Origin of the sequence: Methylophilus sp. Leaf408 (genome assembly GCF_916856905.1) — a bacterium.
In the GTDB taxonomy this organism is placed as follows: Bacteria; Pseudomonadota; Gammaproteobacteria; order Burkholderiales; family Methylophilaceae; genus Methylophilus.
The window spans coordinates 707979-728357 of the sequence record NZ_CAKASK010000001.1 but is presented as its reverse complement, the minus strand read 5'-3'; the positions used below and the strand labels follow the sequence as shown (position 1 = coordinate 728357).

Sequence of the window (20379 nt, the reverse complement as noted above, 5' to 3'; positions counted from 1 at the left end):
GTCTAAGGTTTTGGCAGCTTAAATGTGAGAACGCTATCGCCTTGTTTAAAACCAAACAATGAGTTACCGCCGCTTACGACTGCAATATATTGCTCGCCATTTACCTGGTAAGTAATAGGTGGCGCATTCACACCATATTCCGATTGATAATGCCATAAGGGTTTACCTGTTTGGCTGGCATAAGCCGTAAACATGCCATTGCCTTCACCTGAAAATAACAAGCCCCCTGCTGTCGATAATACGCCGCCTACCAGGGGTTGTGCCGTTTTTTGCTGCCAGGCGATTTTTCCGGAATTTAAATCAATCGCGCTTAACAAACCCCAACGCGCATCATCGGTAGGTTCGCTGGATGTGTAGCGCATAGAATGCTTGCCATCATCGTTATCTGTTTCATGGATGGTGTACTTGATCGGGCTATGCATGGCAGCGACGAACACTTTTTGTTGTTGCTCATCTACGCTGGCAGGCGACCAGTTTGAGCCGCCAAGTATTCCAGGATAAACGACTGTCCCTTCTATGCTGGGTTTTTTAAACAGGTTATGTTGCGGCACAAACGCTTCCGATTTGGCTAAAAATTCACCAGTGACCCGATCATGAATATAGAACCATCCGGTTTTGCTCGCTTGCCCCACAGCAGCAATATTTTTGCCATGATGATTGTATTGAAACAGGACAGGCGGGCTTGCTAAATCGTATCCCCACAAGTCATGCGGCACTTGCTGATAATGCCACTTATATTTACCGGTCTCGGTATCCAGTGCGACCAATGAGACGGTATATAAATTATCTCCGGGTCTTGAAACATCATTCATTTGCGGCGATGGATTGCCGGTTCCGAAATACAAGGTATTGGTATTGGCATCAATGGCAGGCGTGCTCCACGCTGATCCTCCACCAAAAGTGGCGGCATCAGGATATGTTTTAAGCGCCGCTTTCTCTTCTGCAACATCACGTTCAAAATGACTGCCATCAGAGGTTTGCGTCGTAAAGGTGCCTTCCCATCCTTTGGTCGGGATAGTATCAAACTGCCAGACACGATGCCCATCGTTCGCATCAAATGCAGCCAGAAAGCCAGGGCGGCCATAGCGCCCAGTGACGCCAATCACGGCACCCAATGGCGCATCGCTGCGAGGGTTATCAATATGTAATCCATAACCCACGCCGGTAATGCCGATGATGACCTTGTTGTTAAACACGACCGGCGCCATGGCAATGCCCACGCCGGTGCCACCAGTGATTTTTCGGGTTTTATTAGGGTCGCTGCTATTTAGTGTGCCTTGCTGCTCTGTAGTCACCTGGCTGGCTGCTACATCAATATCCCAAAGTTTTTGTCCGGTTTTAGCATCTAGCGCGATTAATCTTGCATCTACGGTACCAATATATACCTTGCCTTGAGCCACTGCGACGCCACGATTGGCAGGTCCGCAGCACATGGCCCAATCTGCTTTGCGATCATGCGAATATTTCCAGAGTTGTTTACCTGTTGCCGCATCTAGCGCTAATACATGATTAAAAGGCAGGCTGACATACATGATGCCATTCACCACGATGGGTGTGGCCTGGAATGTCGCTTTGACGCCAGTTTCCACTTTCCAGGCAGTTTTTAATGTTGAGACATTATGCTGATTAATCTGTGACAGATTTGAAAACCGCTGCGACTTCAGATCTAAGCCATAACTTGGCCAATCTACATTGCCGGTATTGCTTGAAGTCGGCTTGGAAACTTGTGTGCAAGCCATTAAGGCTGTGATGGATGCCAAGCTTAAATAACGAAAAAGTGTACGCGTCATAAAGGGTTTCATTTCAAAATATTTAGTAAACTATACAGATTAGTATACATGTTAAATATAAACTTGAAACAGTTAAGTCTCCAAGTAAACGCCACTACCCCAAGGCGGCCATTTAAAAATTTTTTGCATGATGAAACTAAACTCCGTTTATGATGGACATAACAACAACGAAATAGTTAGTGCGATAATAAATATGAGTTCAATTGCAACTGCAGCGCTAAAACTTGCCGAAAAAGGCCTGATACCTGATGCACTTATCCGGAAAGGAATACAAAAGCTATGCAAGGACAGGTTAATTGAAATCAATGAAGAAAATTGCGAACGCGCGCAATCTGCACTCATCAAGTTTATAGAGCAGATGCAAAGCTCTGAGATTGCTCCCCTACCGGAAAAGGCCAATGCGCAGCATTACGAAGTCCCCGCCATATTTTATAACTATTGCTTGGGCGTTAATCGTAAATACAGCAGCTGCTACTGGTCACCTGAAACAAAAACTTTGGATGAAGCAGAGCAATTAGCACTTTCACAGACCTGTGCCCATGCACTGCTACAAGATGGTCAACAGATACTGGAATTAGGCTGCGGGTGGGGTTCATTAACGTTCTGGATGGCCAGTCATTACCCGAATGCCCGAATCACTGGTGTTTCTAATTCCGCCTCACAGCGGGAATATATTTTGCAGCAGGCCAACCTGCGCGGGCTTTCTAATATCAACATCATTACTGCGGATATGAATGTGTTCGATACCGATCAAACGTTTGACCGCATAGTATCGGTAGAGATGTTCGAGCACATGCGGAATTACCAGGTTTTATATGCCAAAGTAGCGCGCTGGTTAAAGTCGGATGGATTGTTTTTCAAGCATATTTTTGTGCATCGTCACGCGCCTTATACATTTGATGTCAAGGCGGATGATGACTGGATGAGTCAGTATTTTTTTAGTGGCGGCATGATGCCGAGTGACGATCTGCCACTATATTTCCAGGATGATTTGAAAATCATCGAAAAATGGCGCTGGGACGGCACTCACTACGAAAAAACTGCCAATGCATGGCTGGAAAATATGGACCAGAATCACGCTGTGCTTACTCCGGTGTTGCAATCTATATATGGTACAGATGACGCTGAACTGTGGCGGCAGCGCTGGCGAATATTCTATATGGCATGTGCCGAGCTATTTGGCTATAACCAGGGACAAACCTGGTGGGTAAGTCATTATTTGTTCTCGAAAAAATGAGAAGTTAAACATTAAATATGAACTCTAATAAATTGATTATATTTAATTTTATCTCTTTCCAAATTCTTTGGTGGGCGTGTGTGCTATCAGCTAAACCAGGATTGGGTTTTGCTGTTTTCCTGCTGGTCATCATTTTTACTCTAGCCCATTTAGAGTGGGTTGAAGGCTGGCAGCAAGCTTTACCGCTCATCATCACCGCTTTGATTGGCTGCTTGCTTGACCAGATAGGTTATTACATGGGATTGATCAGTTTTGAATACCCGGAATTCTGGACAAGTTATATTCCGCTCTGGATGATTGCCTTATGGCTGGCATTTGCCTGTACCTTAAACGTCAGCATGCGCTGGTTACAGCCTAAACCTATGCTTGCAGCAATACTGGGTGGCATTTTTGGCCCTCTGGCTTATCTTGGCTCCGCAAAATTACAGGTGATACACCTGCCCCATCCCACGCTTAGCCTGGCGTGGGTAGCGCTGGAATGGGCAATTGCCATGCCATTCATGTTTTGGATACGCCGGCAGTTATCTCAAACCATTCTCGGGAAACCCGCATGATCTACTTTTATGCATTGACTGCGATTTTGATGTTTGCCCTGAGCGGCTGGCTTTTAAGCTTCGCTACCCGCCATTACAGCCATGTCGACAGTATGTGGAGCCTGTTCATGGCAATCACCGCCTTTATTACTGCCATCTTTACCTATGATCTATCTGTGCGCGCCTGCCTGGTATTGGCAGCAGTCACGTTGTGGTCACTTAGATTGAGTATCTTTCTAACCTGGCGCAACTGGGGCAAGGAAGACCACCGCTATGAAACTATCCGTAAAAATAACGAACCACACTTCTGGTTTAAAAGCGTTTATATCATTTTTGCATTTCAGGCAGTGCTGGCCTGGATCATTTCTTATCCTTTATATGCAGCCATCCATGATCAAGCGCCTTTACTCTGGTTGGATTACGTCGGTGTTGCGTTGTTTTTGATTGGTTTTTACTGGGAAGTCGTGGCTGATATCCAGTTAATGCGCTTCCGTAATGAAGCTGAAAACGAAAATGCCGTATTAAACACCGGCCTTTGGCGCTACAGCCGCCACCCCAATTACTTTGGTGAGAGCCTGATCTGGTGGGGTTTCGCTTTATTTGGCGCCGCTACCGGCAATCCATGGGTATGGCTATCGCCCATCATCATGACCTTATTGCTATTGAAAGTGAGTGGTGTCAGCTTGATGGAGAAAACCATCCATAGCCGCCGTCCCGGTTATGCCGCTTACGTCAAAAATACCAATGCTTTTATTCCTGGTATTCCAAAAAGTGAGTAGATGCGTGATCAATTTAATTAATAAAGCAAAACAGTTTTTGGCTTTGACTGCCTTAAGTCTAGGTATGTTGTCGACCGCCCAAGCGAAAGACTGGACGTTTGAGGTTTGGCTGGATAAACAAAAAATTGGTACCCATACCTTTGCGTTTAATAACAACCAGTTGCAAAGCCATGCTGATTTCAATGTAAAAGTGTTATTCATTAACGCGTATCGCTACACACATCAGGCAGATGAAACATGGCAAGGTGCATGCCTGACCAGTTTAAAGGCGCACACCGAAGAAAATAAAGTCGTCACAGACGTAAATGGGCAGCTGCAAGACAAACAATTTGTGGTCGATAAACACAGCGCGAAAAACTCTGACCAGCAAACTTTACCCGCATGCACCATGACTTTTGCTTACTGGAACCCTGAAATCCTCAAACAGCCGCGACTGCTTAATCCGCAAAATGCTGAATATCTGGATGTGACGGTAACGGATGAAGGTCCTAAAACAATCATGGTTAAAGGCCAAAGCACACAGACCCGTCAATATCGCCTGAATGGTCGCCTGAATGGCAAGGATAAGTTAAAGATTACACTCTGGTATGACCAGCAACAAGCCTGGGTTGCTCTTGAATCCATTACGCCAGAGGATTACAAAATCGTTTATAAACTAGTCTAAAAGGCTATTTGATCAATATGTTAAAAAATTTAATTAAAGTGATTTGTATAATGAGTATATTCGGACTGAGTGCTTGTCAAAATTTACCACCTGTCAAAACGGTCGAGAAAGTCGATGTTGATCGCTTTATGGGTGACTGGTATGTGATTGCGGCGATCCCCACTTTTATGGAGCGTGATCCCTATAACCCGGTCGAGCATTATGAAAAAAATCCGGATGGCACTATTGCGACTACCTTTACGTACAACCAGGGTGGGTTTGATGGCAAGCTTAAGGTTTATCATCCGACAGGTTTTGTGGTGCCGGATAGTGGCAATGCTGAGTGGAAAATGCAGTTTCTGTGGCCCTTCAAATCCGAATACCTGATTACTTATTTAAGTGATGACTACCAGCACACCATTGTTGCCAGAAACAAACGCGATTACGTTTGGCTAATGTCACGTAAGCCAGCGATAGATCAGGCGACTTATAACGAACTGGTGGCAAAAATCAAAGCGTTGGGATATGACATCAACAAGCTGGAAATTTTTCCGCACCTGAATGCAAAAGCACCATCAAAACCGCCCCTGTAATTTAATCAAGCTTGCTATTTAAAAGGAGGTGACATGCATTACCGCATTTGGGGGCTATTTGGCAGGCTGGTAGGCTGGCTGGATAACCAGCGTTATCAGCCACCAGCCAATGCCAGTGCCGAGAGTATCGACTGGTGGCGGGTAGTGCCATTTGTAGCCTTGCACCTGGCGTTGGTGGCTTTATTCTGGGTTGGCTGGAGCCCGTTTGCGGTTGTCTTTGCCGTGGTCATGTATGTGTCACGCATGTTTGCCATTACCGGCTTTTATCATCGCTATTTTGCGCATAAAACTTTTCAAACTTCTCGCGCAGGGCAGTTTCTGTTTGCCCTCATTGGTGCCACCGCCGTTCAACGTGGACCATTGTGGTGGGCAGCCCATCACCGCAACCATCATGTGCATGCCGATCAACCACAAGATATTCACTCTCCCTATCAACAAGGCTTTTTATGGAGCCATTTGGGTTGGTTTCTGAGTCATGCCAGTTTCAAAACCCAGCTTGATCGGGTGCGTGAACTTACCCGTTTTCGCGAGCTATGCTGGCTTGATCGTTTTGATAGCATCGTTCCTATTGGGTTCGCGGCCGCTATTTTTGCATTAGGGGAATTGCTTCGTGTTTACGTTCCGCAACTGCATACCAATGGCTGGCAGTTGCTGGTTTGGGGGTTTGTCGTTTCTACTATTGTTCTCTATCACGCCACGTTTTGTATTAACTCACTCGCCCATGTCTGGGGTAGCCGCAGATATGCAACACGCGACCACAGCCGTAATAACTGGCTGCTAGCACTACTCACACTTGGTGAAGGCTGGCATAACAACCATCATCACTATCCTGGTTCAGTGAAGCAAGGCTTTTACTGGTGGGAGATAGACTTTACCTATTATGGTCTTAAAGTGTTGGCCGCGTTGGGGCTGATCTGGAATCTCAAACAAGTTCCCATAGACGTACGCAACCAGCATACTGTGAAGGGCGATTAACAATGGGCTTGAATATTGCCATTATCGGCAGTGGTATTGCTGGAAACACCCTCGCCTATCACCTGCATAAACAGCATAAGGTCACTGTATTTGAGGCCAATGACTACATTGGAGGCCACACCCATACCCACCATGTAGAAATCGCCGGAGAAACACATGCGGTTGATACCGGTTTTATTGTATTTAACGATAAAACTTATCCTGAGTTCGAACGCATATTGATTGAAGCAGGTGTGGCCTGGCGCAACAGCGACATGAGCTTTAGCGTACGTAATGAAGTCACGCATCTTGAATACAATGGCACCTCACTGAATAGCCTGTTTGCCCAGCGGCGTAACCTGTTATCGCCTAAGTTTTACCGCATGATTCGCGATATTCTGCGCTTCAACAAACAATCTTTGGCTTTGCTGGCAGAAGGCAATGAAATTCCGTTAGGGGAATATTTATCGCTGAATGGTTACTCGCCACAGTTTATTCGTGACTACATAGTACCGATGGGGGCTGCAATCTGGTCAACCGATGCACAGCAAATGTTGCAGTTCCCTGCCCGCTTTTTTGTGCGCTTTTTTCATCACCATGGCATGTTGAGTATCGATGACAGGCCGCAATGGCGCACGATTATCGGTGGTTCAGCGAGTTATGTTGAAAAAGTGACTGCCGGTTATCGTGATCGTATCCATCTGAATTCTCCCGTAAAAACCGTTGAAAGAGACAGTGCTGGCGTCACGCTTAAGTTTACCAACAAACAGCCCCAACGATTTGATTATGTGTTTTTTGCCTGCCATAGCGACGAAGCCTTAACCATTCTTGGCACTGAAGCAACGGATAATGAACGTGAAGTACTCGGTGCAATTCCCTATCAGGACAATACGGTTTTTTTACATACTGACGCGAGCTTAATGCCCAAGCGCAAACTGGCGTGGGCGGCCTGGAATTATCACGTCGCAGCGCAGCCCACTGACAAAGTACAAGTCACTTACAATATGAATATCCTGCAAGGCATACGCTCAACAGAGCCTTTGCTGGTGACGCTTAACTACACCAATGCGATTAACCCGGCCAAAGTGATTAAAAAGCTGCAATACCGCCATCCGCTTTATACCCTGGCCGGCGCCCAGGCACAGTTACAGCATGCTGATATCAGTGGTCACCATCGCACAGGCTATGCTGGCGCTTACTGGAAGAATGGTTTCCACGAGGATGGAGTGGTCAGTGCGCTGGCCGCTATCAAACACTTTGAGGCAGCCATGCGATGAATGCGGCATCTGCGTCAAATCAGAATGAAAAGTTGCATAGTGCTATCTACACCGGATGGATCAGCCATCAGAGATTGCAACCGAAAGCTCATGGCTTCCGTTACCAGCTTTTTATGCTGTACCTGGATTTAGATGAGCTGCCTTTACTATTTAAAAGCAATCGCTTGTGGTCTTACCTTAAGCCTAACCTGGCTTATTTTAAGCGCGAAGACTATCTGGGCGCGCCAGATCAACCTTTGGACCAATGTGTACGTGACCTGGTTGAAAAACATACCGGCCAACGCCCTCTCGGCAGAATTGGTCTACTCACCCATTGTCGTTACTGGGGCGTCTGCTTTAACCCGGTCAGTTTTTACTATTGCTACGACCCTAAGGGTGAGTTACAGGCGATCGTCAGCCATATTACCAACACACCCTGGAAAGAACAGTTTGCTTATGTACATGAAGTAAAGCAGGCCACTTCCATGCTGTTCAAACTGGAAAAAGATTTCCATGTCTCGCCATTTATGCCCATGGATATCGATTATCAATGGCAATTTTCAGCACCCGGTGATGCACTGAGTGTGCATATGCAAAACTGGCACCATGAGCAAGCTACGTTTTTCGCTACCTTGAAATTACAAAGACATCCCTGGCAAGCCAGTACTTTAAATCGCATGTTATTAAGCTATCCATGGATGACTGTCAAAGTCATCGCAGCCATTTACTGGCAAGCCCTGCGGCTATGGCTCAAAAGAATTCCTTTCTACACTCACCCAAAACAACACGCCAAACTTGGTGATTAATCATGAACTCAATGCCTTCAAACGCCCTTTCCACTGACACGCTGACCAAACCCTTAAAATCTAAAAGTCGTGCCAAATGGGTCGCGCAACTGGCAAAAAAGCAGGTGCTCAAACGGTTGGCCGGACTGAAAGTCGGCCAGCTGACTATTATTGATGGTAACGAAAGCCATGTTTTCGGCCAACTTCCAATCCAAAGCAATGTACAAGCAATCCAGGCCAGTATCACCGTCCATGATCCGCGTTTTTATGGCGAAATCGCGTTTGGTGGCAGCATTGGGGCAGGAGAGGCCTACATGCTCGGTTATTGGCAGGCGGACACATTAACCAATGTGGTGCGACTGATGGTGCTAAATCAGTCTGTGATGGATACGCTTGAAGGTGGTTACCAGTATTTGAGTAAACCGATGCTTAAGGCTTTCCACTGGTTAAACAGCAATAGTGAAGCGGGTAGCCAGAAAAACATAGCCGCGCATTACGACCTGGGCAATGATTTATTCAAGTTGTTTCTGGATCCAACCATGATGTACTCGTCCGCCATGTTCGATGCTGAAGACAGACCCAGTGCGGATATCAGCCTCTTGCAGGCGGGTTCTGAACGCAAGCTAAAAGTGATTTGTGACAAATTGCAGCTGTCGCCGGCAGACCATGTGATAGAGATAGGCACTGGCTGGGGAGGATTCGCCATTTATGCCGCCAAACATTATGGTTGCCGTGTCACCACGACCACAATATCGCAGCAACAGTTTGTGTTGGCAAAAGAGCGGGTTTTAGCGGAAGGCTTGCAGGATAAAATCGTATTACTCAAGCAGGATTATCGTCACTTGCAAGGTCAATACGACAAGCTGGTGTCTATTGAAATGATAGAAGCAGTGGGTCATCAATACTACGACACCTATTTCAATAAAGTGAGCCATTTGCTGAAACCAAACGGGGTTGCGTTGATTCAAGCTATTACGATTATGGATCAGCGCTACAAAAGCGCTATTCGCTCGGTGGATTTTATCCAGCGTTATATCTTCCCTGGCTCTAATATCCCTTCCAATACCGCCATGTTGACTAGCCTCACACGTGCGAGTAATTTACGTTTAATAGATCTGCAGGATATTGGCCAGGATTACGCGACCACCCTGCGTTTGTGGCGCGAGAACTTCTTTGCCAATCTCGATCAGGTGAAACAGTTAGGTTATAGCGATACTTTTATTCGCATGTGGGATTTCTACCTGAGTTATTGCGAAGGCGGATTTGCCGAATGCGCGCTGGGCGATGTGCATTTATTGCTGGCAAAACCGGGCTACCGAGCGCTTAAACGGGTGTAAGCGGTAAATCAGGCATGATACACTTGCCAGCCTATGACTACCCATGCAGCACTGGAATGGCGCGATGGTTTGCCCTACTCCACCACGTTTGATGATACCTATTTTTCCGTTAGCCCAGACCATCCGCAACATGGGCTGGCTGAAACGCGTCATGTGTTTTTGCAACAAAATCATTTGCAACAGCGCTGGCAAAACCTTCCTGCTGATAAGCCCAGTCACTTTGTCATTGTTGAAACTGGTTTCGGCAGCGGCCTGAACTTTCTGGCAACCTTGCAATTGTGGCGCGAAACAGCGCCTGTCTCTGCCCACTTACACTTTGTCAGTATCGAAATTGCACCTTTTTCCTTGCAGGACTTGCAACAGGCGCATGCACACTTTCCTGAACTGGCCGAGTACAGCCAGGCTTTGTGCGAGCAATATCGTTTTTTGCAACCTGGCATTAATCAGTTAGAGCTACCGAATTTTTCGACCAGCCTTACCTTACACATTGCTGATGCTGCCAGCGTGTTGGGTGAACTGGATTTAAAAGCAGATGCCTGGTTCCTGGATGGTTTCGCCCCCTCAAAAAACCCTGAAATGTGGCAGGCGCCCCTGTTTGAATGTATGGCGAAGTGCGCCAAAGCCGGCACTACTTTTGCCACATTTACCAGTGCCGGCTTTGTCCGTCGCCAGTTGCAAGAAGCAGGTTTTCAAACTAAAAAAACCGCAGGTTATGGAGCAAAGCGTGAAATGTTATGCGGTGAGTGGCCGTCTCAAGCGATTACACCTCTGTTAGACATGCCAAAAATTGCCATCATCGGTGCCGGAATTGCCGGTTGCAGTAGTGCGTGGTTTTTAGCCTCTATGGGTTGCGAAGTACACGTGTTTGACCGTGCCGAAACCATCGCCAGCGGGGCATCCGGTAATCCACGCGGCATGCTTTATCCACGCTTAAATACCGAAGAACTTCTGAATGATGAATTAGCTTTGCGCAGCTATAGCTTTAGCCTGCGCCACTTTGCCAATTTGGGCTTGGCTGAAGATGCTTTCAAACACAATGGCTTATTGCAATTAGGTGGTGCTGCGCGCGAACAGAAGCGCGTACATAAAGTCGCAGCACGTTATGCCCATTTGGGACTATTGCAGCACGTGGATGCAGCTCAAGCCACTGAGCTCGCAGGCGTGCCTCTGACATCAGATTGCTTGTATTTTGCCGACGCGGCCTGGGTGAATCCTCGCGAAGCGTGTATTGCCATGCTTAAGCATGTGAATATTCATGTGCATCTGCAGCAGAATGTCATTGCATTATCCAAACAGGACGGCTGGCAATTACAATCCAGTACTGATTTGCACCAGGGATTCGATGCAGTGATTGTAGCTAACGCAGCAAATGCTGCCGAATTATTACCAGACAGCAGCATGTGGCTAAACCCGGTGCGCGGGCAAATGGGGATGATTGCCGGACAATCTGCCATGCAAGATTTAAAAATGATACTGTGCGGCATTGGTTACCTGACACCGTTGCAGGACGGCATGCACGCCATGGGTGCCACTTTCGCGCATGGCGATTTAGATACTGATGTAAGGGATGCAGATAATGCAAGTAACCTCAATATGGTCAGTCACTTAAGTCCGCAATTTAATGCAGTTTCTTCAGCAGAAATTACTTATGCCAGGGCTTCAATGCGCTGCGGCTCCCCCGACTATTTACCTTATGTCGGGCCATTACTTCCTACAGACAACCTCAAGCCAACCTCTATCAGCATTACCGATTATGAAGACTTGCCCGCGCCACAAGGTTTATATATACATATCGCACATGGCAGCAAAGGCTTGATGACTGCACCTTATTGCGCCGCTGTGTTGGCCAGAAGGCTGTTAAAGGATTTTTCAATAGTCCTGCCGCAGTTGACCGAGGATAGCTTCTGGAACGGCCTGCATCCACAGCGACTTCTGTTCAAACAACTGGGCTGGAAAAAACTATTAAAGCCATTTAAGGTGACAGGATGACGCCGGAAATAGCCAATTTGCAGCAGCAGCTTGTCAAGATGCCACATGACCCGGGCCTGCATTACGAGCTTGGGCGATGCTACCTGGCGCAAAATCAATTAGACCTGGCCCAGAAATGCTTTTCTGCAGCATTGCGCCTGGCGCCTGATCATCCGCAAATCTTAATGCAGTTAGGCAATGTTGCCAGCCGGCAAGGTGATGAACTGCGCGCAGCGGAGGCTTTCAGAAAATCTTTACAACAAGATCCTCAACAGGCAGATGTTCACTTTAATTTGGCCAACAGCCTGCGTAAACTTGGGCAAAATCCGGAAGCCATTCAGCATTATCAGCAAGCATTGTTAATCAATCCAGCCGATGCTGATATCCAAAACAATCTGGGTAATGCCTATCGCGAAACCGGGCAACTGGATTTAGCAATCAAGGCCTATGAGCAGGCGCTTAAATGCAATCCACAGTTGCTACATGCCAAAGTACACTGGATACACCAGAAACAACACATGGCGGACTGGCAAGGCCTTGACGATGCCATTAACGAAGTCCGCGCAGCACTAAAGCAGCAACCAAATGCACAAATTCCTCCATTTGCGTTCCTCGCCATGCCAGGCACTAGCGATGCGGAGCAACTGCTATGCGCCAGCTCATGGGCTCAACAGCACTATGGATCCATACAGCCATTACCAGCCCCCTCTCCCGCACCTGACCGTCGCAAAATAAGGCTAGCTTATATTTCCTCCGATTTTCGCAAACACCCGCTGGCATATCTGGTCACCGATGTGATTGCCACGCATAATCGCGAACATTTTGAAGTGAGCTTGTATAGCCAGGCTAAAGATGATCAATCGGTTGAAAGAAACGCATTTATTGCGGCTGCGGATCACTGGATTGAGATTGCTACGCTGACTGACGCGCAAGTGGCTGCCCATATGCGGGCTGCAGATATTGATTGCCTGATAGACTTGACCGGATTCACCCAAAACAGTCGCAGCGGCGTGGCCGCCTATCGTCCGGCACGCTGTCATATCAACTGGCTAGGTTACCCTGGCACAATGGGCAAAGTAAATAATCGCCCCTTGTTCGATGTGATTCTGGTCGATAGCACGGTAAAAAGTAATTCTTTGGCTGAGCAGCCAATAGAATTATCTTGTTACCAGCCGAACAATGCACAGCGACCACAGGCTGATGCTGGCAGTAGATACCAGCATGGCTTACCCGAGCACGGCTTTGTATTTTGCAGCTTTAACCAAAGCTTTAAAATCACAGCCGATGTTTTTGCTTACTGGATGCGCATACTCGAGCAGGTCCCTGGAAGTGTTTTATGGTTGCAGGAGTGCAATCGATGGGCGACCAACAATCTCAAACAAGCTGCGCACCTGGCAGGCATCAATCCTGCCCGACTTGTATTCGCGCCGCGTACTAGCGCCGAGCTGCATATTGCCAGGCAGCAACATGCTGATTTGATGCTGGATACCACCCCGTACAATGCCCATACCACGGCCAGTGATGCGCTGTGGCAAGGCGTACCTTTGCTGACGGTGGAAGGAGTTACATTCCCGGCACGGGTGAGTGCCAGTTTGCTTAAACGTAGTGGTTTGCAGGAGTGTGTTTGTAGTGATTGGGAGAACTTGGTAAAACAGGCAGTGACTTTAGCAAATAACCCTGCCGCATTGCAGACGCTGAAGAAAAAGGTTAAACAGCAGGCACAAGTGCTATTTGATCCCTTAACGTTTTGTCGCCAGCTAGAACAAGTTTATCGAGAACTTTTGCCATAACCACTACCTTGCACTACTTTTTTCGCTGACTTCACTGCTCACTATAGTACACAGACAACAGGCCTGCAGCGACGATGCAAAAGCCGCCGACCATTTCTATCAGTGACATACTCTCGTGTGCCAGAAAGTAGGCAGCTACCGCAGCGACAATCAATTCAAACATGAATAATACAGACGCCTGAATGGCGGGTGTTTTGGTAATGCCATATTGCACCAGCAAAGTTGCGGAAATAAGCATAAATGCTATCAGCAGCATCAAAACTATAGTGCCCGAAGTCAATGAGCTGGCAAAAGCGAGGCCGGAAAAACCATCTTGCCAGAGCAGCACGAGCAACGACAATCCAAACACGCCCAACCACACCAGCATGCCTTTGGCTGCGATAGTGAGGTGAGTGGAGAAACGGGTTATGACGTTGGTAATCGAAAAGCCAATGCCAGCTGATAATGCCAGCCAATCAGAAGATGATTGCGGCCACGGCCATGCGAGTTGACCATCTGTCAGCATTAAATCAGCCCCTAACAACGATAAGGCGATGGCTAATAGTTGCGGTTTATGCCAACGTTCATGCAGCCAGATTTTCGCCAGTAACAACGTCCATAAAGGCGAGAGGTAAAACAGCAGCATCACTCGCATGACTTCACCATCAATGACAGCCAGAACATAAGCAAGATTGGTCCAGCCTGCTACCAGGCTCAGCCAGTATGCAAATTTAGGTACTTTGGAAATGTGCGGGTAGCGGCGCCAGAATATAATTCCTCCTATCAGCAAGGCCAGCCAATAGCTCAAAAAGCTGGATTGCACGCCAGAGATGCCATTATCATTTAATAATCGATATGGGTACCAGATCACCCCCCAGGAAATGGCACCGTAGATCAATGCTGCCAAAGCAAAATATTTTTGCTGATGGGCTTTTTGCTTATGCGCAAGGCTCACTTATAATACAACCCTATGAATCGACATTTAAATTTACTCCAGCCCTACCCTTTTCAACGTTTGCGTGACCTGTTTGATGGGCTAACGCCTAATCCAGACTTTGCGCCTGTCAATTTATCTATAGGCGAACCCAAACATGCGACGCCTGAAATCATTATTGAAACCTTGAGGGCAAACCTGGGCGGACTAGCCAGCTATCCTACCACAATCGGTGTACCCGCCTTGCGCGAAGCTATTAATCAATGGCTGCAACGTCGTTACAAGATCCCCGCTCTCAATATTGATAAAGCCATTTTGCCGGTGAACGGCAGCCGTGAAGCTTTGTTTGCCTTTGCACAAGCCGTGATTGACACCAGCGTTCCGCAGCAACCCGTTGTGATCTCACCAAACCCGTTTTACCAGATTTATGAAGGCGCTGCTTTCCTTGCTGGCGCCATGCCTTACTTTATCAATACTACCCAAGAGAATGATTATGTTATGGACCTGACACAGGTTCCGGCAGATATTCTCAAGCGTACACAATTAGTGTATGTCTGTAGTCCGGGCAACCCTTCAGGCAAAGTGATTGATTTGGAGGCCTGGAAAACCTTATTCGAGTTGTCTGATCGGTACGGTTTTGTAATTGCTTCAGATGAATGCTATTCAGAAATTTACTTTGATGAAGTGAATGCACCAGTAGGCGCTTTGGAAGCAGCGTATAAGTTAGGACGTGATTTTAGCCGGGTCGTCATGTTCAGTTCACTATCCAAACGCTCCAACGTCCCAGGTATGCGATCAGGCTTTGTAGCTGGTGATGCTGCTATTATTGAAAAGTTTGCTTTGTATCGTACGTATCATGGATGTGCCATGAATCCTGCGGTGCAGGCAGCGAGTATCGTGGCTTGGAATGATGAAGCACATGTGATCGAAAACCGTAAACTGTATAACGAGAAATTCCAGTCAGTGACACCGATACTTCAACAAGTATGGCCTAATACACAACTTCCTGATGCGGCCTTCTACTTATGGGTAGACACTCAACAGGATGATACCTTCGTTGCCAGACAGCTTTATCAGGAACTGAATGTCACGGTGCTACCAGGCTCTTTCCTGGCCCGCCAGGCTCATGGATTTAATCCTGGAAAAGGTTTTATCCGTATGGCTTTGGTGGCCTCGCCAGAAGAAGCCATCATGGCGGCACAAAGAATTAAAGGACTTCTGGAATAACCTATTCGAGGAAACAAAAAAGCCGGATGCATGTGCATCCGGCTTTTTAATTGCTAGTGAGAATTAAGCAAATTTTCTACGAGCGATCATACCAATAATGCCCAAGCCCAGGAACATCAGAGCGTTAGTCTCTGGCTCTGGAACTGGGGTTACAGATGCTGCTGAGATAGCCACTTCACCACCAAGACGCAATGTAAAAATGCTCGATGGAACCAATGTCAAAGAGTAACTACCACTTGTCAGATCATCAAATGTATAGGTATGTGAACTTACAAGAGCTAATGGAGCAAGTGCGATTTGCTGAATCTCAGTCGCACCTTGTTTTAGGCTGAAATAAGTGTTTCCAATGCTAAGACCAAATAGTTCGGAAATGTTGATTGAAAGATCAGAAGTTTTAGTAAAGCTGAAATTGAATGTATCACCAGCATCAATCACTGCACCCGCTACAACCCATGTACTGAAAGAACCACTATTAGAACTATCGGTAATATCATTAAAGTTAGTGACTGTCGCAGAAGAAGTCATAGGCAACAACATTGCAGACCCAAAGGCCATTACTGCCAAAGATTTTTTTATATTTAACATATATATCCTTAAGAAAATTAAAAGAAATAACTAAAAAACAAACTAATTACAAAAGGCAAACTTAAAGCACTCAAACTAAACAGAAGCAGACTAAGTTCATACCAATAACATTACTACGTGGAGCTGAGACATCCAGGTAAATCGGGGAGATTAAAGGTTTGTTGGTATTGCCAGCCAATTACTGCAGCATTCACCCAACAATACGCCCCATTGAGCGTTTCCTTATAATTCTCCTCTTTTTCTAACAATAACTTAATATTTTCTCTTACGACATTACCCATTCGGGCTATTCAAATATTATTATCGCGTTATTTATTTTCAAAGTTAAGGAAAGCAAAAAACGTTCCAGCTTTTTAAAGCATTTAACCTATTGATTTAATTTGATTATTTTCAAGGTTGATTGCTTAAGTGCTGAATTAATTGCATCAAAATCACAAGTTTGCTGCACCATTGATGCGCATGCACCACTTAAGTGCACTAAACGATTTGCATTTTACACATAAAAAAAGGTTTATTGTGAATTTTTTATTACATTTAACAATGGCTTTTGTCAAATGCAAAATGCATGATTTAAGTTGATTTATTCTGTGACTGAATTATGACGGGCTGTGTTAGAACTTATCGGCTTCAGCGAAGCTGAGACCAAGCGCATCTTTTGTAGATAACGAGGGCTGTTGGGCAATAGGCCAATCAATATTTAAGGTCAGGTCATTCCATATAATACAGCGCTCGTGCTCAGGCGCATAAAAGTTTGTAGTTTTGTATAAAAACTCGGCTGATTCTGAAAGCACCAGAAATCCGTGAGCAAATCCTTCAGGAACCCAAAGCATTTTTTTATTTTCATCACTCAAAACCTCTCCTACCCATTTTCCAAAAGTGGGTGACTGTAAACGCAGATCTACAGCAACATCAAACACCGCACCCTGGGTCACTCGAACCAGTTTTCCCTGAGGTTGTTTAATCTGGTAATGCAAACCTCTTAATACATTTTTTGCTGATTTAGAGTGATTGTCCTGTACAAAACGAGGGCGAAGCCCGGTAGTTTCAGCAAATATATTCTCATTGAAGCTTTCAAAAAAGAAGCCTCTGTCGTCGCCAAATACCTTGGGTTGAAAAACCAAAACATCAGGAATCGCTGTTTGATACGCAATCACTAAAACACCTTCTCGTTCACAACTTGCATTAAATATTGGCCGTAGCTATTTTTCTTATAAATTTCAGCTTGTTTTAATAACATCTCAGAGGTGATGTATCCCATGCGATAGGCGATTTCTTCAGGACAGGCAATTTTCAGGCCCTGGCGATTTTCAATGGTCTGGATAAACAGCGAAGCCTCCAGCAAAGATTCATGCGTGCCGGTATCCAGCCAGGCGTGTCCACGGCCCATTACCTCAACATTCAGTTGCTGCTGGGCAAGATAATGCTTGTTCACATCGGTGATTTCCAACTCGCCTCTTGGAGAAGGCTTCAAGTTTGCCGCAATATCACAGACCTTATTATCGTAAAAATACAAACCGGTCACCGCATAACGGGATTTAGGTTGGGTCGGTTTTTCTTCCAGGCTGATGGCTTTACCCTGCCCATCAAACTCAACGACACCATAACGTTCGGGATCATTGACTGGGTAGGCAAACACTGTCGCTCCACTTTCAGAATGATTTGCCTGCTGCAAGGTCGTCGCCAAATCATGGCCGTAAAAAATATTGTCGCCCAAGACTAGCGCGCTTGGCGAGTTGCTGATAAATGATTCACCAATAATAAAGGCCTGTGCCAAGCCGTCCGGTGTTGGCTGCACGGCATATTGAATATTGATGCCCCACTGTGAACCATCGCCTAGTAACTGCTCAAACCTGGGTGTATCTTGAGGCGTAGAAATCAGCAGAATATCTTCAACGCCAGACAACATCAGCGTAGTCAGTGGGTAATACACCATAGGTTTGTCATACACAGGGATCAATTGCTTGGAAACCGCTTGCGTAGCCGGATACAGGCGTGTGCCAGATCCTCCTGCCAGAATAATGCCTTTTCTATTTTTTGCCATAATGTGCCTTATAAAATTTGCTGCAACACATGAGAAACACCCTGTTTCCAGTCAGGCAGGCGTAAATCAAATGTGTCTTGGAACAATGTCGTATCTAGCCTGGAGTTCGCCGGACGTTTAGCCGGTACCGGGTAATCTGAAGTGGTGATTGGTTTCACCATATCTGCCGATACTTTCATTGCCTTACCTGCTTTGATTGCTTCTGCAATGACAAACCTGGCATATTCATGCCAGTTAGTCACGCCGGCAGCGACGACATGATACAAACCATAAGGGAATGTTTCATCAACCTGATGTTTGATACGACCTATCAACTGCGCAGTAATATCAGCCAGCAGCGCCGCTGAGGTCGGTGCGCCAAACTGATCAGCAACCACGCTCAGCGCATCACGCTCACTGGCAAGTTTTAGCATGGTTTTTGCAAAATTCGCACCATGTGCGCCGACCACCCAGCTTGTTCTCATGATCAAACTACGCTTGCAAGCAGAAAGTAAAGCCCGCTCACCGGCGAGTTTGGTTTGCCCATATACATTTTGCGGGTTGGTCGCATCAGTTTCTTTATAAAACTGCTTGCCCACCCCTTCAAATACATAATCAGTCGAATAGTGAAAAACAAAAGCGCCACACGCTGATGCTTCTTCACCCATGATTCTGGGTGCATCGCAGTTTATTTTCCTGGCTGATCCGGGGTCTGATTCAGCTTTATCCACCGCGGTATAAGCAGCCGGGTTAATAATCCCGTCAGGTGTAATCTCCCGGATAAGCGAGCGTAATGCGGACTCATCGGATAAATCACAATCATCCCTGCCAATGGCGATCACCTCAGCCAGCGGCGCCAAGCTGCGTTGCAACTCAAAGCCTAATTGTCCGTTGCATCCGGTTAAAAGTAATTTCATTGATACTGCTTCTCCACCCATTGCCGGTATTGACCGCTGGTGATGTTTTCTACCCAGACTTGATTATCCAGATACCACTGTACCGTTTTCCGGATGCCGCTTTCAAATGTCTCGGCTGGTTTCCACCCTAATTCTTTTTCCAGTTTTGTGGCATCAATTGCATAGCGTCTATCATGACCTGGACGGTCTTTTACGTAGGTAATCTGGTTTTTATAAGAGCGCCCATCTGCCATTGGCTTCAGTTCATCTAATATTGCACAGATAGTACTTACCACTTCTATATTGGGTTTCTCGTTCCATCCACCGACGTTGTAAGTCTCTCCCAATTCCCCCTCAACTAAGACCCTGCGAATAGCAGTACAGTGATCTTTCACAAACAACCAGTCACGAATTTGCTGGCCATCGCCATAGATAGGAAGTGGTTTGCCATTGAGCGCATTATGAATAACCAGCGGGATTAGTTTTTCGGGGAAATGATAAGGACCATAATTGTTTGAGCAATTGGTCGTTAGCACAGGTAAACCATAGGTATGGTGGTAGGCGCGCACTAAATGATCAGAAGCAGCTTTGGAAGCGGAATAAGGACTATTCGGTTCATAACGATTCTGCTCATTGAAAGGGGGATCCTCTTTCTCTAAAGAACCATACACTTCGTCTGTAGACACATGCAAAAACCTGAAGTCAGCTTTTGCATCGCCTTCCAGCGCGGTCCAGTAAGCACGTACCGCCTCCAGCAAATGGAAAGTGCCGACCACATTGGTTTGAATAAAATCTTCCGGACCAAGGATCGAGCGATCTACATGTGACTCAGCCGCAAAATTCAAGATTGCTCTTGGTTTGTATTCAGCCAGTAATCTTCTGACTAATTCAAAGTCGCCAATATCGCCTTTGACAAAAATATGGCGTTGATCATTGTTAAGCGATGTCAGGTTATCCAGGTTGCCTGCGTAAGTAAGTTTATCCAGATTCAACACAGGCTCATCGGATTGCTCCAGCCAGTCCAATACGAAATTGCTGCCGATAAACCCGGCGCCGCCAGTAACAAAAATCAT

General features: G+C 46.4%; 19 protein-coding genes. 12 read left to right on the top strand and 7 right to left on the bottom strand.

What is annotated here, in order from left to right; genetic code table 11:
• Nucleotides 1–2 precede the first annotated feature (2 nt).
• Nucleotides 3–1790 carry a pyrroloquinoline quinone-dependent dehydrogenase gene (locus tag LPA26_RS03200; RefSeq protein WP_370634306.1) on the bottom strand — a complete coding sequence of 596 codons (1788 nt, stop codon included), beginning with the start codon at nt 1788–1790 and terminating at the stop codon, nt 3–5.
• A 193-nt stretch (nt 1791–1983) separates the two neighbouring features.
• Here LPA26_RS03200 and LPA26_RS03195 point away from each other — a divergent pair, with 193 nt between their 5' ends.
• From LPA26_RS03195 to LPA26_RS03145, 11 genes are read left to right on the top strand one after another with little or no spacing between them, the layout of a single operon-like run.
• Complete coding sequence (locus tag LPA26_RS03195) at nt 1984–3027, top strand: cyclopropane-fatty-acyl-phospholipid synthase family protein (protein WP_055871911.1); 1044 nt, start codon at nt 1984–1986, stop codon at nt 3025–3027.
• Nucleotides 3028–3044: 17 nt separating this feature from the next.
• Entirely contained in the window at nt 3045–3581 is a 537-nt protein-coding gene (locus tag LPA26_RS03190) for a DUF2878 domain-containing protein (RefSeq protein ID WP_255658893.1), read from the top strand.
• Nucleotides 3578–4339 carry a DUF1295 domain-containing protein gene (locus LPA26_RS03185; protein WP_229007318.1) on the top strand — a complete coding sequence of 254 codons (762 nt, stop codon included), beginning with the start codon at nt 3578–3580 and terminating at the stop codon, nt 4337–4339. Before LPA26_RS03190 ends, LPA26_RS03185 begins: the two co-directional genes overlap by 4 nt.
• A 4-nt stretch (nt 4340–4343) precedes the next feature.
• Entirely contained in the window at nt 4344–5003 is a 660-nt protein-coding gene (locus LPA26_RS03180) for a DUF6134 family protein (protein WP_229007316.1), read from the top strand.
• Between the two features lie 50 nt (nt 5004–5053).
• A complete protein-coding gene (locus LPA26_RS03175) occupies nt 5054–5575 on the top strand; it encodes a lipocalin family protein (RefSeq protein ID WP_200934475.1) in 522 nt (173 codons plus the stop codon).
• A 33-nt stretch (nt 5576–5608) separates the two neighbouring features.
• Nucleotides 5609–6550, top strand: a complete 942-nt coding sequence (locus LPA26_RS03170; protein ID WP_055871902.1) for an acyl-CoA desaturase — start codon at nt 5609–5611, stop codon at nt 6548–6550.
• An 8-nt stretch (nt 6551–6558) separates the two neighbouring features.
• Nucleotides 6559–7806 carry an NAD(P)/FAD-dependent oxidoreductase gene (locus tag LPA26_RS03165; RefSeq protein ID WP_229008321.1) on the top strand — a complete coding sequence of 416 codons (1248 nt, stop codon included), beginning with the start codon at nt 6559–6561 and terminating at the stop codon, nt 7804–7806.
• On the top strand, nt 7803–8591 hold the full coding sequence (locus tag LPA26_RS03160; RefSeq protein WP_229007315.1) for a DUF1365 domain-containing protein: 789 nt from the start codon (nt 7803–7805) through the stop codon (nt 8589–8591). The genes LPA26_RS03165 and LPA26_RS03160 overlap by 4 nt, the downstream gene beginning before the upstream one ends.
• An 11-nt stretch (nt 8592–8602) precedes the next feature.
• Nucleotides 8603–9907 carry a cyclopropane-fatty-acyl-phospholipid synthase family protein gene (locus LPA26_RS03155; protein WP_229008320.1) on the top strand — a complete coding sequence of 435 codons (1305 nt, stop codon included), beginning with the start codon at nt 8603–8605 and terminating at the stop codon, nt 9905–9907.
• Nucleotides 9908–9940: 33 nt separating this feature from the next.
• Nucleotides 9941–11896, top strand: a complete 1956-nt coding sequence (gene mnmC / locus LPA26_RS03150) for a bifunctional tRNA (5-methylaminomethyl-2-thiouridine)(34)-methyltransferase MnmD/FAD-dependent 5-carboxymethylaminomethyl-2-thiouridine(34) oxidoreductase MnmC (protein WP_229007313.1) — start codon at nt 9941–9943, stop codon at nt 11894–11896.
• Nucleotides 11893–13665: a tetratricopeptide repeat protein gene (locus LPA26_RS03145; RefSeq protein WP_229007312.1), complete on the top strand. Its 1773-nt coding sequence runs from the start codon at nt 11893–11895 to the stop codon at nt 13663–13665. The genes mnmC and LPA26_RS03145 overlap by 4 nt, the downstream gene beginning before the upstream one ends.
• Before the next feature lie 31 nt (nt 13666–13696).
• Here the strand turns inward: LPA26_RS03145 and LPA26_RS03140 are convergent, their stop codons facing one another.
• The gene (locus LPA26_RS03140; RefSeq protein ID WP_229007310.1) at nt 13697–14599 is read right to left on the bottom strand and encodes a DMT family transporter; all 903 of its coding nucleotides are present in this window, start codon (nt 14597–14599) and stop codon (nt 13697–13699) included.
• 15 nt (nt 14600–14614) lie between these two features.
• On the opposite strand from LPA26_RS03140, the gene dapC reads away from it, so the two are divergent.
• Nucleotides 14615–15805: a succinyldiaminopimelate transaminase gene (dapC, locus tag LPA26_RS03135; protein WP_229007309.1), complete on the top strand. Its 1191-nt coding sequence runs from the start codon at nt 14615–14617 to the stop codon at nt 15803–15805.
• Between the two features lie 63 nt (nt 15806–15868).
• Here dapC and LPA26_RS03130 read toward each other — a convergent pair whose 3' ends face one another.
• The 5 genes from LPA26_RS03130 to rfbB all read right to left on the bottom strand — a co-directional run bounded on the left by LPA26_RS03130 (nt 15869) and on the right by rfbB (nt 20379).
• Entirely contained in the window at nt 15869–16390 is a 522-nt protein-coding gene (locus LPA26_RS03130; RefSeq protein ID WP_055871882.1) for an FxDxF family PEP-CTERM protein, read from the bottom strand.
• Between the two features lie 611 nt (nt 16391–17001).
• Nucleotides 17002–17544 (bottom strand): dTDP-4-dehydrorhamnose 3,5-epimerase, encoded by a 543-nt coding sequence (rfbC, locus tag LPA26_RS03125; protein ID WP_229007308.1) that lies wholly within the window; start codon nt 17542–17544, stop codon nt 17002–17004.
• Entirely contained in the window at nt 17544–18431 is an 888-nt protein-coding gene (gene rfbA / locus LPA26_RS03120; RefSeq protein WP_229007307.1) for a glucose-1-phosphate thymidylyltransferase RfbA, read from the bottom strand. The genes rfbC and rfbA overlap by 1 nt, the downstream gene beginning before the upstream one ends.
• Nucleotides 18432–18439: 8 nt before the next feature.
• Nucleotides 18440–19327 (bottom strand): dTDP-4-dehydrorhamnose reductase, encoded by an 888-nt coding sequence (gene rfbD, locus LPA26_RS03115; RefSeq protein WP_229007306.1) that lies wholly within the window; start codon nt 19325–19327, stop codon nt 18440–18442.
• Nucleotides 19324–20379, bottom strand: coding sequence for a dTDP-glucose 4,6-dehydratase (rfbB, locus tag LPA26_RS03110; RefSeq protein WP_229007305.1), 1056 nt, complete (start codon nt 20377–20379; stop codon nt 19324–19326). Before rfbB ends, rfbD begins: the two co-directional genes overlap by 4 nt.